This is a genomic window from Aeromonas enteropelogenes (assembly GCF_000819845.1).
Lineage (GTDB): Bacteria > Pseudomonadota > Gammaproteobacteria > Enterobacterales > Aeromonadaceae > Aeromonas > Aeromonas enteropelogenes.
Map to the genome: position 1 here is coordinate 346,944 of NZ_CDCG01000018.1, position 14,095 is coordinate 361,038.

The 14,095-nt window shown below is 45.9% G+C and carries 14 protein-coding genes and 1 pseudogene; 5 read left to right on the forward strand and 10 right to left on the reverse strand.

The window, feature by feature from the left end:
- Window positions 1–995: 995 nt before the first annotated feature.
- The 5 genes from BN1123_RS08310 to BN1123_RS08330 all read right to left on the reverse strand — a co-directional run bounded on the left by BN1123_RS08310 (window position 996) and on the right by BN1123_RS08330 (window position 3,348).
- Window positions 996–1,694, reverse strand: a complete 699-nt coding sequence (locus tag BN1123_RS08310; protein ID WP_042026365.1) for a TIGR02642 family protein — start codon at window positions 1,692–1,694, stop codon at window positions 996–998.
- On the reverse strand, window positions 1,636–2,022 hold the full coding sequence (locus BN1123_RS21670; protein WP_395523990.1) for a hypothetical protein: 387 nt from the start codon (window positions 2,020–2,022) through the stop codon (window positions 1,636–1,638). Before BN1123_RS21670 ends, BN1123_RS08310 begins: the two co-directional genes overlap by 59 nt.
- An 89-nt stretch (window positions 2,023–2,111) precedes the next feature.
- A complete protein-coding gene (locus tag BN1123_RS08320; RefSeq protein ID WP_042026367.1) occupies window positions 2,112–2,441 on the reverse strand; it encodes a nuclease domain-containing protein in 330 nt (109 codons plus the stop codon).
- A complete protein-coding gene (locus tag BN1123_RS08325) occupies window positions 2,438–3,031 on the reverse strand; it encodes a DUF1367 family protein (RefSeq protein WP_042026368.1) in 594 nt (197 codons plus the stop codon). Before BN1123_RS08325 ends, BN1123_RS08320 begins: the two co-directional genes overlap by 4 nt.
- Entirely contained in the window at window positions 3,022–3,348 is a 327-nt protein-coding gene (locus BN1123_RS08330) for a hypothetical protein (RefSeq protein WP_042026370.1), read from the reverse strand. The genes BN1123_RS08325 and BN1123_RS08330 overlap by 10 nt, the downstream gene beginning before the upstream one ends.
- A gap of 683 nt (window positions 3,349–4,031) precedes the next feature.
- Here BN1123_RS08330 and BN1123_RS20830 point away from each other — a divergent pair.
- The 5 genes and pseudogenes from BN1123_RS20830 to BN1123_RS08355 all read left to right on the forward strand — a co-directional run bounded on the left by BN1123_RS20830 (window position 4,032) and on the right by BN1123_RS08355 (window position 10,155).
- Window positions 4,032–5,720 carry a glycerophosphodiester phosphodiesterase family protein gene (locus BN1123_RS20830; protein ID WP_082037497.1) on the forward strand — a complete coding sequence of 563 codons (1,689 nt, stop codon included), beginning with the start codon at window positions 4,032–4,034 and terminating at the stop codon, window positions 5,718–5,720.
- Between the two features lie 63 nt (window positions 5,721–5,783).
- Window positions 5,784–6,752 (forward strand): glycerophosphodiester phosphodiesterase family protein, encoded by a 969-nt coding sequence (locus BN1123_RS08340; RefSeq protein WP_042026374.1) that lies wholly within the window; start codon window positions 5,784–5,786, stop codon window positions 6,750–6,752.
- A gap of 79 nt (window positions 6,753–6,831) precedes the next feature.
- Window positions 6,832–7,243 (forward strand): annotated as a pseudogene (locus BN1123_RS08345) (helix-turn-helix domain-containing protein); the annotation flags it as partial.
- A 175-nt stretch (window positions 7,244–7,418) separates the two neighbouring features.
- Window positions 7,419–8,846: a hexose-6-phosphate:phosphate antiporter gene (uhpT, locus tag BN1123_RS08350; protein WP_042026375.1), complete on the forward strand. Its 1,428-nt coding sequence runs from the start codon at window positions 7,419–7,421 to the stop codon at window positions 8,844–8,846.
- A gap of 406 nt (window positions 8,847–9,252) precedes the next feature.
- Window positions 9,253–10,155 (forward strand): endonuclease/exonuclease/phosphatase family protein, encoded by a 903-nt coding sequence (locus tag BN1123_RS08355; protein WP_042026377.1) that lies wholly within the window; start codon window positions 9,253–9,255, stop codon window positions 10,153–10,155.
- Window positions 10,156–10,213: 58 nt separating this feature from the next.
- On the opposite strand, the gene BN1123_RS08360 is transcribed toward BN1123_RS08355, so the two are convergent.
- The 5 genes from BN1123_RS08360 to BN1123_RS08375 form a co-directional block, all read right to left on the reverse strand.
- Window positions 10,214–10,585: a hypothetical protein gene (locus BN1123_RS08360; protein WP_042026378.1), complete on the reverse strand. Its 372-nt coding sequence runs from the start codon at window positions 10,583–10,585 to the stop codon at window positions 10,214–10,216.
- Between the two features lie 74 nt (window positions 10,586–10,659).
- Window positions 10,660–10,830: a DUF4411 family protein gene (locus tag BN1123_RS22020; protein WP_082037498.1), complete on the reverse strand. Its 171-nt coding sequence runs from the start codon at window positions 10,828–10,830 to the stop codon at window positions 10,660–10,662.
- A gap of 16 nt (window positions 10,831–10,846) precedes the next feature.
- Window positions 10,847–11,851 carry a FecCD family ABC transporter permease gene (locus tag BN1123_RS08365; RefSeq protein ID WP_042026379.1) on the reverse strand — a complete coding sequence of 335 codons (1,005 nt, stop codon included), beginning with the start codon at window positions 11,849–11,851 and terminating at the stop codon, window positions 10,847–10,849.
- A gap of 3 nt (window positions 11,852–11,854) precedes the next feature.
- Window positions 11,855–12,805: an ABC transporter substrate-binding protein gene (locus tag BN1123_RS08370; RefSeq protein WP_042026380.1), complete on the reverse strand. Its 951-nt coding sequence runs from the start codon at window positions 12,803–12,805 to the stop codon at window positions 11,855–11,857.
- Window positions 12,805–13,614 (reverse strand): ABC transporter ATP-binding protein, encoded by an 810-nt coding sequence (locus BN1123_RS08375; RefSeq protein ID WP_042026381.1) that lies wholly within the window; start codon window positions 13,612–13,614, stop codon window positions 12,805–12,807. The genes BN1123_RS08370 and BN1123_RS08375 overlap by 1 nt, the downstream gene beginning before the upstream one ends.
- Between the last annotated feature and the right edge of the window lie 481 nt (window positions 13,615–14,095).

Consider the following 14,095-nt stretch of genomic DNA (forward strand, 5'->3'; position numbering starts at 1 on the left):
CTCCATAAGAGTTTCCATGCTTTTGCTTGAAAAAAGGGAGATATCAATACCTCTAACTTGGTGAAAGTTCTATCACGCGACTCGATTCACAAAAGTCCCTGTTAACTGAAAATGGACTCACTTCCCCCGGACACCTTACGTAATAAGGCATAAAACAAAATCTGCTACGAAAAAAACAACGTTTTCGCAAGCAAAAAAAGTTATTTAAATTTTCCATCTTCGATCTGGATACTTGCATTTGACGAAGCGGACGAAGGAAAACCCGCTCACTGTGAGCGTTCACTAACACCTGTCGCAACACCAACAATTTATCCACAGCCAGACAGTTATCCACACATTGCAAAGGCTGTATGACCTCACTATCTTGTAGTTCGAATACAGATAGACACTACATGTTGTAGTGTCCGTACAACAACCCCACTAGGAGAAAACCATGGCCAAGAACAGAACTGCACAGAGATATGTCCTGGGCGTACCACCGCCCATAACCAGGCAAACAAAGGGGGTTCCCTATGCCAATGCAGAAACGACCACCTGGTCGATGCCGAAAGGCAAGCCAATATGAAAAAACCACCTTACCAAGTTGGTTAAGGTGGCTTTTTTCGGAATGCAAACTAGCTATTCTCACAGTCATTAGAGCAGCATTAGTTTGGTTGTTTACGACAGTTGTAATGATAGCAATGCCGCATAGTTTAACTGACGGCCTCGGGGCTCCACCCCCTAACGCAATCACTACGCAGTACTACCACATCTAACCAAGGGCCTTCGGGCCCTTTTACTTTGGCTCATGGAGTTGTATCCATGAGCATTGATTTGCATGTGAATCATGGACAATGGATTCCACGACGTCAACCAAAATGTTGCTCTTTTGGAGAAAGGAAAGATCGCCAAAAAATCACAATGTCCATATTTTACAATAACTTAAACATACACCATTGTAACTTATAGTTTCAAAGATCATGCACAATCTTGTCATAGTGTATGATAGAAACCCTCTATGCTGCCCTCATATCCCGCACCTGCTGTTCCATAATCTTGGCCAGATCTGCTGCCTGATGGAGCACCTGATCAACCGCATCCTCGAGCGCTTGCTTCATGTCGCGTCCGAACCGACGTGAAACGAGCTCTACGTCCGGCAGCACTCTCCCAATACCGTGGCATTTAGGACATTCATCCCTGAGACGAGGCCGGATCCCTGTCCCGTTGCAATGGGGACATCGACCAGTTCGGTAGACTTCCTCTACGCAACGGTCATGAGCGACCTCCAAGATCTCGTTACGCTCGGTCAACAGACGTTGATATTCGTTGTCGTCCCCTGCACGGTGCGCACGTTTTGCTTTCTCCATAACGATCGCAGCACGTCGGCGCTCCTTATCGTAATACGGGTGGAATGATACACAGCGCTCTAGCTGCTCTGGCAATGGACGCCGCAACAAGATGGCCAGGGCCATTGTTCCTGCCTCGCTGTTACCAAGTATGTGGGCAAAGTGGACGAACAAATCGGTGGTGGCATGCTGATCCATGAGGTGATCAGCCATCAAAAACTGTAGCCCTAGTGGATTATCCTTGGCCGCTATCTGCAGTGCTCCGATATAGTCATCACGCCCCAGGGAAGCGAAATTGCCAGTAAATGGCTCATGTAACGCCCCTTTCGGTGAGAACAGGCGAAGTACCACTTCCAATGCTGTAGTCATGGCTTGGTCCTCGTTTGGTCTTTTTCAGGTTAAATGCAGAGAGCAACCAGGTGCGTAGCTGGCCGCTTTCAATGTGTTCTGGGGTGATCTCCAGTACGATCCAACTGAGCAAAGAGGCTTCGTTCATCTTGCAACGGTCTTCAATAAATCCCCTGCCCCGGGTATGACGGCCGCCGGAGTAGATCCCGCCGTGGACCTCGAGGGCAATCATGTGCTCTGGCCAGGCATAGTCGAAACGCCACTTGCGGCGTGGGTGGAATAACAGTTCGGTATAGGGCTTTGGAAAGCCTGCCAGCTGGGTGAATACCCTACTACGCAAAGTGGTCACCTGTTGTGACTTTCGCACCTGGTCCGCAACCTTCTTAGCCTTGGGGCATCTCCCTAATAAGCGTGCCGCGTCGTGGGAAGATAGGCGGATCACATTGCCCCCTTCACGCTGATAAGCCCACGCACAACCCAGTTGTGTAGCTGACGGGTCAACGCAGCATAAATGGCCTCCTCGCGTTCACCTGGGTGCCACTCATAGGGGAGCCGGCCATCGATGGCGTCATGACATGCGCGGCAGGCTTCGGCGGCGACAAGATCATCCCCTTTCAAAGCCAGGCCATGGGGCGCACTGGGTAAATGGGCCAGCACTGTGGTTTCGGTACCGCCAACACAGATACCCGGCAACTGCAGTTTGCAAAACTGGCCACGAGCGCCATTGCGCAGGATATCGGAGCGGATCGGACTGATTTCGTGTGTCATCCGGCAAACCCCATCAGTTGAGCAATGGCGTTTTCAGCTTCCTCTTCGGAGCGGAACTGCTTGTTCAGCACATAGCGCCAGCAGACCCCGAAGACAGCCCGATACAAATCAGCAAACTCGGCCTGGTCCATTTTGGCGAAACTGATACTTTTTGCCTCCTTGCTCATACCTCCGTCGGGCAACATCACGATGGTGTAGTAACCAGCTTCGACAGTGAGCCACTTGCGCATCACCTCAAACGACTTTTCTGCTTGAGGTCCATATCGCTCTACACGACGGCTGGCCAACTGCTCAAGGAACTCATCCTTTGCCTGGTTCAGCACACTGGTCGCCCGAAGACGTGAGAGGTAACGAACAAAGCTATTCAAGATCCCCTGCTCTGCTGGAGAGACCATGCCGCCAGCAGGTTCCCAGTAATCGAAGGTGAGGTTGAGTAATGCGAAGAAGCGGCGATGGAAAGCCGGGTTGCGACGTCCAATCCCTTTAGCCTGAATAGATGAACCAATGGGTAATGAGCGGATCACCTCAGCATCTGCCGGGGTAGATGGAACCAGTACCCCGCCAGACATTTTGAGTAGGGTCAATTCCATGCTTCCCCCTCCCCGACAAGATCCAGGGTGAGCTGTGACCTGGTTTGGAACTGGGCTTGTTCTTGGCTCCGCGCTCGCTTCTCAAGCAGTTGCTCTACCATCCAATTGAATGCCCAGATATATAGTTCTTTAAGCTGAGCGATTTTATGGGTGGTCGTGAATAACTCCGTGTTCCGGACATTTACCACTTTTTGAAATAACTTAACTTGCTCGGTGGAAAATACACCAACCTCTACAGGAGGAATGAACTTGGTAGAGATACAGGAATAGCGGCATGGGCGCACCGCAGATAGATCTTTGGTATGCGAATAAATCATGGTCTAGGTCCTGTTTAGTCATACATTGCCGGGTGGTCGAAGTCCAGCATAGACATAATACGCTCAAATACCGAGCAACACTATACGTCAGCGTAAGTGGCAAATTTTTCTAAAGTATCGACTCATGAAATTACAAAAACCAGGAAAGAAACCCCGATGGCCCCGCTAACTTATTACATTTACAAACCACATAGCCACACATTCATATGAATCCACATATATCGTATCATTCTGATAAACAATGCTCTAATAACTCTTAATCCTTAATTGATATATAGTCCAAACATGTAAGAAATATCGCAAACATAAATGAGCCAAACTTGTTATCTTTGCCTTCATCACAAGTTAGATTGGCAGTGTATAAAAAACCTAAATATCATCATCTTACCATCAAGTAATTACTCTATTTCGCTAATTGTCATTATAGACAAACTTTGTTAGTAGAAATCCACCCTCAGTATTACATCATATTATTTTGACGGCAGGCAGATACTTAAAAATATTGCATGTGTCACAAAACAGGAATACATATCAGAGTATATCAGTAACGTCTTTATGGTGTTTGTTTTTAATATCAAACAAGAAAATTGAACATATACCAAATTAACTTGAAGATGCATGAGCTGAAGGTGAAAACCTGCACCTCCAAGTTAATCTGACAAACGTAGCGTAAGGAGACCAATATGGCTAGATGTATTTGGAAATGGGTAGTAGCCGTTACAATTATCAGTTTAGTTAATACTGTTCACGCTGGCTGCTTCAATGCAAATCTTGTCAATAAAGCTATAAAGGAAACTGTAGGTAGTACTTTCCAGCCCATTGTGATCGCACATCGAGGCCTATGGGCCAAAGAAGGAAGTAATGACAACCCAGAAAACAGTTTGATTGCACTGAAATCAGCAGATAGAGCGTGCATCGAAGCCGTCGAGTTAGATGTAAAAGCCACGCAAGATGGCGTGCCATTTTTAATGCATGACTTCAATCTAGGTAGAACAACCAATGTTTATGACGAAATAGGAGGAGATAAGTTCAATCCTGAGAACAACTCAGGTGCGAATCCTCAAGCATCAACGCTTAATTGGGAAACAGTCAATAAGTTAAAGTTATTGAGTCCCGACAGGAGTGAAATTACTGAAGAAAAAGTAGCATCTATAAAAGAGGTATATGACTATTATTTTGACCAACGTATGACAACGTTACTTGTCTTTGATATTAAGACCCAAGAAAGTGCGATAGCAATTGCCAAGTTGCTAAATGAAGATACGAGAGATTACGGAAATGGACTTACTGCATCTGACTTCACGATATTTAAACTTAACGCTACGATATATCCCTTCCCTGAACAATTCGTTAATGACCTTCAAAAGAACAACATCACAATTCAACCTATGGTAATGGCTATCTACACTACCAATATGCTACAAGTTTTTTCTGACAAAGGTTGGGATATTAAAAATTCATTACAGGCATGGATTGCAAGAGATAAAATGGTTGAGATCAACTTAAAACAACCTGATGGATTACTCAGCGACTTAATGAAATTAACACATGATGCCAAAACAGCCATTGGCGTTTTCAATGCAATACCCGACTACAATGGTCCTGGGCCAATCCCAGGTGATATTCCTCAGGATAAAGCATTCTATAATAATAACGGCACATGTTGTTATCAATTGTCAGATAAGTTTGCCACATTTGAGGGAGTTAGTGACACCGACGATGAACGAGGAGATAGAATCTTTATATATGGCAAAGATAGTCAAAATTTCTCTGTAATAACTACTGACACACCGCTACAAGTGATAACTGAACTAGATGCCTTAGGATTAAGAGATACTTTAAGTTATGGTGGACCGCAAGCTAACGTCGCTATTCTTGCATGGGATGGAGAATCAGGTAGCTCCTCATGGGGAGGAGGCCCAGTATGTATTTTTGATAATCCGAGCAAGAATTACGGCTGGATGTATGCATGTATTCTGGCTCAACCATATAAAGAAGGATATGACGCAAGACTTGTTGTGAATGCGTTGGAACCGACTGGAGATTCGCAATTTGGCTCAGACCGTGGCACAAAAATACTCCTCAAGGATAAATCTGGTAATTGCTTAAACTACAATATGGATTCAACAGATACATTCTTTGATAGTAATTGCTCTGATACCGCAGCCCAATGGTTTAGGACAAAGGATAGACTCATCCGCACGGTTGAAAATGATGGGTATTGCTTAAGTTCAAAGTATAAAGGCCTTTATTGGGGCAATTCATATGGAATAACTTATATTGCAGGATGCGAAATAAATGATAGTTGGCAAAAATGGGTTTTTACTAAAGACCCATGGACTTCTACTCCTTTGCCAAACGACCAACAATAATAGCTAATAACAAAGGCGATAATGCTACCATTCAAAATTTCAGACATGCTTTAGGGAGTCACAATGAAACTTGTCAAAAAAATAATGATAAGCGTTTCACTAATACTGTCAACAGGCTGCTTGGCAGAAAACGCTACCAATAAAATTCTTGAAAATTTTGAAGCCTATCCTTTCTCGAAGATGACTGTTGCTCATCGAGCTCAAGCAGGTGTTGAAAGCCGAATATTTCCTGAAAACTCGATCGCCGCCATTCGTCTTGCGATCAATCGTGGTGTAGGGATTATTGAAATTGACCCTCGCCTTACAGCCGATGGTCATTACATTCTTGTGCACGATGAAACCTTAGACCGAACCACTGACGTTCAGGAGGTATATCCATATTTGAAGGAAAAAAAAGGTGAATTTGCAGGTAAGGTATTAGTATCAAAACTAACATTAGAACAAATTAAAAAACTAAAATTGACGGATGGTTTTGATGGTCAAGTACACCGTATCCCAACATTAGAAGAAGTTCTTAAAGTTGCTAAAGGCAAAGTGTTTCTCGATCTTGATTTAAAAGAAATTGACGTTAATAAACTAACTGCATTAGTGCAAAAAGTTGGCAATGATAATTTATTGGCTTACAACAGCAATGCTGAAAAACTGAAAGAAGTAACCGATAAAACAGGTATTCTACCATTGCCAATTAACACTCCCATCACCCAAGGCGGAGATCCAACCGCTGACTTTAAAAAATTCAAACACATGTGGGGGAAAGATTTTAAAATAATGCATACAACCATGTCAGACATCACGCCTGAACTAATTTCTCTTGCAGATAAAAATAAAGTTAGATTGTGGATTAATACCTTAAATGATGCCGATGGTGCAGCAGAGCGTTACGACTATTCTCTTTGGAGAAGCTACCTTAACTCAGGTGCTAATGTATTCCAATCTGATTTATCCATCGAGTTGGCTCGTTTCATTTCTTTCCGAAACTCATGCTCAACCATCAAACACGTCAGTGGGTGTGATGTTTTTATAGACCCGTAGTCATCAGATTAAAACTACACCCATTACTAATGAAGTAATGATTGATGTCATCGCAGACATGGGAATATGAAACATAGCCATGAAAGTGACACTAACGCCTCGGAAGAAACAAGAACTTGAACAGATGCACAATTCCACTCGTGATAGCCGAGTATGTGACCGTATTAAAGCGGTTTTGCTTGCTTCCGAAGGATGGAGTAGCGCCTATGTCTCCCAGGCACTGCGTATCCATGAAACGACGGTTGTGCGCCATATCAATGACTACCTTCAGTCCGAGAAATTAAAGCCTGAAAATGGTGGCAGCCAAAGTCGGCTTTCTACCACACAGACCATGCAGCTTATTGAGCACTTGACTGAGTATACTTACTTCCAGACCCACCAAATTGTCGCTTATGTACAAGCAGAATTCGGTATTCACTATACCGTGCCAGGAATGAATAAGTGGTTACATCAGAATAGATTTTCGTACAAAAAACCTAAAGGCCCCTCCCCCAAGCTCCGTTCTGAAAAAACAATCAATTCAATTGATAAAACCAAAGAACAGAGCGAAGCCCCTGATTTGATCATGGATGCCGTAGACCCTATGCAGACTACGAGGAGTGACTATGGCTGGATTCGATATGGTCAGGACAAGCCCACTGAGACAACGAGTTAAATGGATATATTATGACTTCACTTTCTGGATTTTTTGATATCAAAAAAATCCCACCAATTGGATTAACCACAGCTGAACAACGTAAGCTGTGGTTGAGACAATTTTTGAAGGCCTTTATGGTGGTATTTTTAGCTTATATGTGCATGTATCTGATCCGAAACAATTTCAAAGCAGCACAACCATTTTTAAAGGAAGACTATGGCATTTCAACTCTTGAGCTAGGCTATATCGGCTTGGCGTTTTCGATAGTATATGGCATTGGTAAAACGGTACTAGGTTACTTAGTCGATGGCAAGAACACTAAACGTATCATTTCTTTCTTATTGATTTCATCTTCTATCGTCGTAATTGTGATGGGGCTGGTCTTAAGTTTCTTTGGTTCTGTTGTGAGTGTATTTATTGTTTTATGGGGTTTGAACGGTATCTTCCAATCTGCCGGTGGCCCCGCATCATACAGCACAATTTACCGTTGGGTGCCAAGAACTAAGCGTGCTACAGCAATGGGATTATGGAATAGCTCACATAACATTGGTGGCGCCATTGCGGGGGCTCTAGCACTCTGGGGAGCAAACACCTTCTTTGGCGGTAACATTGCAGGTATGTTTATTTTTCCGGCGGTAATTGCCTTAGCCATCGGTATCATCGGCCTTTACTGGGGGAAAGATGATCCAGGAGAACTGGGCTGGAACCTGAGTGAGGAAATTTTCGAAGAGCCAATTGAAGAGAAAAATGTTGCTGCGGAAACGATGACTAAATGGGAGATATTCAGAAAATATTTACTATCAAACCCTTGGGTGTGGGTACTATGCTGCGCTAACGTTTTTGGTTATATCTTGCGTATCGGTATCGATAACTGGGCACCACTCTATGTACGAGAAACACTTCAGTTTAGTGACTATGATGCCGTCAATACCATACTATGGTTCGAAGCGGGTGCGTTCATTGGCAGTTTATTCTGGGGGATGATTGCTGACTTCTTTAAAGGCCGTACTGCTGCAGTAGGCACGGTATGCCTCACCATAGTATTCTTTGCGATCGATTTCTATCGTGATAGCTCAAGTGTCTTGACCGTAAACATTGCATTATTCTGTCTAGGGGCAATGATTTTTGGCACGCTCACATTAATTCCGATATCAATCATTAACCTCGCCCCTAAAAGAGGCGTGAGTGTGGCAAATGGAATGGCGGGTACTTTTGGTTACTTATTCGGTGATTCAACAGCGAAAGTTGCGCTGGCGTTAATTGCAGACCCGAAACGTGATGGTTTAACTGTCTTTGGGTATAATTTACACGGTTGGGCTGATGTATTCATTGTTTTCAATATTGCCTGTGTGATTGCTGTCGCCTTACTCTTCGTTGTCGCAATCGTTGAAGAACGTAAAATCAGAAAGATTCAAAAGGCAACAGAACTTGGTTTGAAAGTGGTAAATATAGACTAGCGGTCATTCTCTGATAAATGATCACCACTGGTTATCCTTGTTATTGCTTAAGGGTAACTAGTGGTGATAATACACTTTAAATTTTTATTCGTTGCTCCAGCTCAGTCAGATGATGCCGCTTGGTGCTATCAGAGGTAACACATTGCGAAGACTTAAGTTAAGGCAACGCTTACTTTGCGCAATTACACATCAATCCCCCCTATCTCACCACTACCAAGCAACTGCTGAGTCAAGTCCTCCTCCATACTACTTAACCCCATATATGCCATATTGTTCTGGTTAAGAGTGCCTTTAGCACTATTGTACCCCACCCCTACCCAGTGCGAAGTTTGTGCAAAACATCACTATTGCATGTGTTTGATTTTTGTACATTGACAAATCATTCGTCTGAACGAGGGTATAGAAAATGAATAAAATTGTTACATTCGCGGTTGCCGCTTTGAGCTGCTTGGTGGTCAATGCTCAGGCAAGCGACAAACTGGTAGGCAATGAAATTCTCGCTGTCCAAAGAGGCGGTGTACCCAACAAAGCGTACTCTCAAGAAAAGCCACGATTAAGGGTCGCGACCTATAACATAGGGAAAAATGAAGCTTCTGGTAATGTAACTGATTTTACCGCGCTCAACTCAGCAATCAGCATGATAAATGCTGATATTATCGCTGTTACAGAAGTCGATAACAAAACCCAGCGCAGTCAGAAAATCAATCAATTAGAAACAATCGCAACTGCCAACAAAATGTACTATGCCTTTGGTAAAGCTTTGGATTTTGATGGTGGAGAATATGGGTTAGGACTACTGTCAAAATATAAGATCCTGCATTCACAGACAGTGAAATTGCCGTCTGGCGATGCCGAACAACGTGTTGCGTTGCTGGCTCAGGTAGAGGTACCAGGTTTTGATTCGTCCCCCATCATCATGGTGACTCATTTCGACTGGCAAAAAGACCCGACTATACGCACCCAACAGGCTCGTTATCTATTAGACCTGAGCATTGGCGATGCCACCTCAGACTTCAAAGATATCGCATCATCCATCAAAATCCTGGCTGGTGATTTCAATTCAACGCGAGATGAACAACCCGTCCAAGAAATTCGCTATTTCTTCGATGAAGTCCGAAAAGATGGAACCGATACCCGTAGTTGGCCTGCCGTCAATCCTGCTATCGACATCGATCATATATTCACCTTCAAAGGCCAAAAGTGGGACGTCAAAAAACTGGAGATCCCGCACAATTCACCGGAATTTACCTGGTCTGCGGCAAGCGACCATCTCCCAGTGATTGCTGACCTTGAACTTTCCGAGCAATAACACAGATGGAGGAAGCGTCAAAGGAGCTTCCTCCCCCCCTTTAGAGATGCATTGAGGCTCACCGTGGCATGCGGGCAACCAGATGTCGCAGCTTCTCAACCACTGCATCATCTTTTCGCCGGGGCAACACTGCCCCCCTTTGCTCACTGGTCTGGAAGTGGCTCTTGGGGGGCTTGGGTGGGCCGAATGGAACAGCGGTAACTTTTATGACTCGCACCATCAACATAGACCTGGCTTGTTGAAGGTTCACCACGCACTTCTCACGCTTGAATTCAGACATGACACGCGGGTGACTGATGAGCTTACGGATCAGTTGCCCTGCTGCGGGGTAAGATAGATGGAACTTGTCACAAAGTTGCAGGCTACTGATAAAACTACCTTGTAGCAAAGCCCAAGCTGCAACTTCCTCGAAAAGGTCTTCTGATTGCATCCATGCCCTCCTTGGCTGGCCTACAAAACTAATGTAGAACACCATCGCCATAGGACAAAGAAAACAACTGCGAACTAGTTTCCCAGAATAAACCGAGCCTTAACTTCACGAAGCAGGTCGTAAGTATTGATGCAAGGCACTGCAAACTCCCGGCAAATATTGGAGACCTTCACTTTACGTGATGATGAGTCGACGAATCCTTCCTGGGTAACCACTGTGGCGCCGAGACTCATTGCTTGGGTCATTAACCAAGGGCACGCCTTACGGCCTTTTCCATACGATGTATAAAACGAAGGCGCCTCCGAGCGCGGCGGTGATGATACCAACAGGGAGCTCTTGCGGTGAAAGAATGGTCCTGCTGAGTAAATCGCCGGTTGTCAGCATGACGGCGCCCCAGAGCGCTACCAACGGCAATACACGTTTGTGGGTCATACCTGTAAACGGGCGCACAAGATGCGGCACCATCAAACCAATGAACCCAACTACACCAGTGAGAGCCACAATCGATGCGGTGCAAAAGGCACAACAGATAAAGATTTCGCTGCGCAAGCGATGCACATTAATCCCCAGTGAATGAATGGTCTGGTCTCCCACCAAGAGCGTGTCCAGCGCGCGATAGCGCTTTAACGCCAAACCAACAACACATAGTAGGCCAAACAGAGCGAACAATAGATTATCCCAACGGGCAAGCCCCAAACCGCCCATAGTCCAAAACAGAATCGTGCTGGCCGCACGTTGATCACCTGAGTAGATCAAAAAGCTGGTCACGGCGCCAAACAAAAATGAAATCGCCAAGCCGCACAGCACGAGATTATCGTTGCCCCGCTTTTTCTGCATCGAGAACAGAATAATCACCGCCGACGCCGACACAATGCCACCGGAAAATGCCGCCACCGGCAGCGTCCAAGAGCCCAATGCATCGCCAAGGCGAGTGATCACCAACACAGCCCCCGCCGATGCCCCTGCCGATAAACCAAATAAAAACGGGTCAGCCAAGTCATTGCGGGTCGCCGTTTGCAACAGCGCTCCGACCATGGCTAAACCCGCTCCGCCGATGATGGCTAGCAAAGCCCGCGGCAACCGCAAATCAACCAAAATACGGCTGATCATGTCCATCTGCCCATTGCCAAACGACATCAAGCCTGTCAGCACTTCGTTGAGCGAAAAAGTCATCGAACCGAACCGTAGACTCAGCAAAAGCTCCACGACTAGGGCGACGAGCCCAAACAGCCACATCAACCTATAAGCATTGAGTTTTAGCGACATAGGCTACTTCGGATAAAACGCATGTGAGAGCTTTTCAATCGCATCCACATTCGCCGGCCCAGGGGTTAATTGCTCGTAGCGCAGCTTCACGTAGCGCTGGTTTTGCACCGCATTGGTGTATTGCATCAGCGGGTGGTTTTCGAGGAAGTTTTGCAGCGAATCGGCGCCGCTTGCGGTTTGATAATCCAGCAGGATGATCACGTCTGGGTTGGCTTTCGCCACGTGTTCCCAAGAGGTTGTCGCCCAGCTTACTTCCATATCGTGAGTCACGTTTTTACCACCCGCTGCGCGGATCATTGCATCTGGCATGGCGTATTTACCTGCGGTAAATGGCTTGTCTTCCCCCGAGTCGTATAAGAAGACTTTTTGCACTTTGGCTCCCACCGCAGGCTTTGGTAATGCTGCTAAACGCGCTTTCCAATCGGCGACCAGCGCTTCGGCTTTATCCTGGCGTTCAAAGATCACACCAAGCTTTTCGATGTCGCCATATAGCAAATCCATGCTCGCGGGCATATCGACTTTATGCGTGTGCACACAGCTTTCAGTCAGCACCAAGGTATCGATGCCATACGGTGCAAGCGTCTGAGGCGTCACTTCACCACCAACATTCATGCCGTAATTCCAACCGGCGAAGAAGAAATCCGGTTTCACAGCGAGTAGCGTTTCCAGTGTGGCGTACTTAGGCGCAAGCTCTGGGATGTTGCCCAATTGATGCTTGAAGCTTGGTGACATCTTGTACCAGCCGCTGATGCCTGTCACGCCAACCATGCTGCCTTGCAGACCCAACGCAAACGCCATCTCCGACATGTTGATGTCATGAAACACAGCGCGCTCAGGACGTTTTTCAATCGTCAACGGACTACCGCAGCTGTTCACGGTCACAGGGTATTGAGTGCTGGCAGCGTGCACTGCAACCATCGGCAGCGTTAACGCTAAAGCGGCAAACCAGTTCATTAAGCAATTCCTTTCGAGATACAAATAGAGTGTGACGCTGCTTCAAAATGATGAATCGAGCGGCTTTCTTGTGGGTGATTGAAGGTCAACACCTGCAATCCAAAAATCGGAGTAATGTATTCGTTTTGCATAATTGCTTTGGCCGTATCGCACTTCACCACAGATTGCTGCGACATCAGCACCACTTTATCGGCAAACGGAGCCACCAACGGCAGATCATGCAACACTGCAATCGAGGCAATGCCTTTACGGCGCACCAACTCTAAAAGTTCTAGGCGCGCCAATGGGTCAAGGTGGTTGGTCGGCTCATCGAGCAACAGCAACTGCGGCTCTTGAGCAAACGCTCGTGCAATATGCGCACGTTGCTGCTCGCCACCGGACAGCGAGCCCATTTTGCGCGCACTTTTGCAGGCTAAATTGAGCTCGTATAACGTATTAGATACCACCCGCTCATGGCGATCCTGGCAACAACAAAACGTATGTGGTACGCGGCCAAGACTGACGTATTCACGCACGCTCAGGCGTGGGTCTACGTGATCATTCTGTGCTACCACCGCGATCACCTTCGCTTTTTGCTGGGGCGACATCTTACTCACCGGTACACCGTCTATGGTCAACGCTCCTTGAGTCGCGAGGTATTCACCCGTGATCGCTTTGAGCAAGCTTGATTTACCGCTGCCATTGGGACCAATCACGGCCACACACTCACCCTCAGTGATGCTAAAGGTCGCCGAGACCAGCGCTTGCCAACCCGCAGGGCTAACAGCACTGAGCTGATCAACATGTAACAAGGCTTTAGGGGCTGTCATGATAAATATCGCAGGGTATAACTTAGACGAGTTAGGGTTATGTTATAACATACCACTCACCTTGAAGTAAAACACACCTTTTTAAGGGCTGCCCTGTTTGACTCCTTTCAGTGGTGCTCGCTCATGTGGCGATATGAACACAGGGGCTCGATGAGCCCCATTGTGCATCAGTCAGCTGGTAACAATGGGACACTGCATAGGTCTTAAGAAGATGTGAGATTACATCTACAACATTTTAAGAGCACAGCCTGGTATCAACTTAATCGAAGATAAAAAATACGAGTTATCTTTATGCTATAGCCATCGAAAGAACCATTCTATACATGGATTTATACCCGATGCGAGCACCATATCATTCCAATGTTAACAAAAAACACCCCACGTTACTTAACGTACACTTCCACCCCTGCAATGCTTCACAAAGCTGAATGCCAGCTTAATCAGCGATTAATTGCTTGAGTAATCACCTTATTTATATTTC

Excerpts from the sequence above, each read along its gene's own strand:
- BN1123_RS08310 (WP_042026365.1), bottom strand. The coding sequence starts at position 1,694 with ATGACTACAGCATTGGAAGTGGTACTTCGCCTGTTCTCACCGAAAGGG.
- BN1123_RS08320 (WP_042026367.1), bottom strand. The coding sequence starts at position 2,441 with ATGACACACGAAATCAGTCCGATCCGCTCCGATATCCTGCGCAATGGC.
- BN1123_RS08325 (WP_042026368.1), bottom strand. The coding sequence starts at position 3,031 with ATGGAATTGACCCTACTCAAAATGTCTGGCGGGGTACTGGTTCCATCT.
- BN1123_RS08330 (WP_042026370.1), bottom strand. The coding sequence starts at position 3,348 with ATGATTTATTCGCATACCAAAGATCTATCTGCGGTGCGCCCATGCCGC.
- BN1123_RS20830 (WP_082037497.1), top strand. The coding sequence starts at position 4,032 with ATGGCTAGATGTATTTGGAAATGGGTAGTAGCCGTTACAATTATCAGT.
- BN1123_RS08340 (WP_042026374.1), top strand. The coding sequence starts at position 5,784 with ATGAAACTTGTCAAAAAAATAATGATAAGCGTTTCACTAATACTGTCA.
- uhpT (WP_042026375.1), top strand. The coding sequence starts at position 7,419 with ATGACTTCACTTTCTGGATTTTTTGATATCAAAAAAATCCCACCAATT.
- BN1123_RS08355 (WP_042026377.1), top strand. The coding sequence starts at position 9,253 with ATGAATAAAATTGTTACATTCGCGGTTGCCGCTTTGAGCTGCTTGGTG.
- BN1123_RS08360 (WP_042026378.1), bottom strand. The coding sequence starts at position 10,585 with ATGCAATCAGAAGACCTTTTCGAGGAAGTTGCAGCTTGGGCTTTGCTA.
- BN1123_RS22020 (WP_082037498.1), bottom strand. The coding sequence starts at position 10,830 with ATGACCCAAGCAATGAGTCTCGGCGCCACAGTGGTTACCCAGGAAGGA.
- BN1123_RS08365 (WP_042026379.1), bottom strand. The coding sequence starts at position 11,851 with ATGTCGCTAAAACTCAATGCTTATAGGTTGATGTGGCTGTTTGGGCTC.
- BN1123_RS08370 (WP_042026380.1), bottom strand. The coding sequence starts at position 12,805 with ATGAACTGGTTTGCCGCTTTAGCGTTAACGCTGCCGATGGTTGCAGTG.
- BN1123_RS08375 (WP_042026381.1), bottom strand. The coding sequence starts at position 13,614 with ATGACAGCCCCTAAAGCCTTGTTACATGTTGATCAGCTCAGTGCTGTT.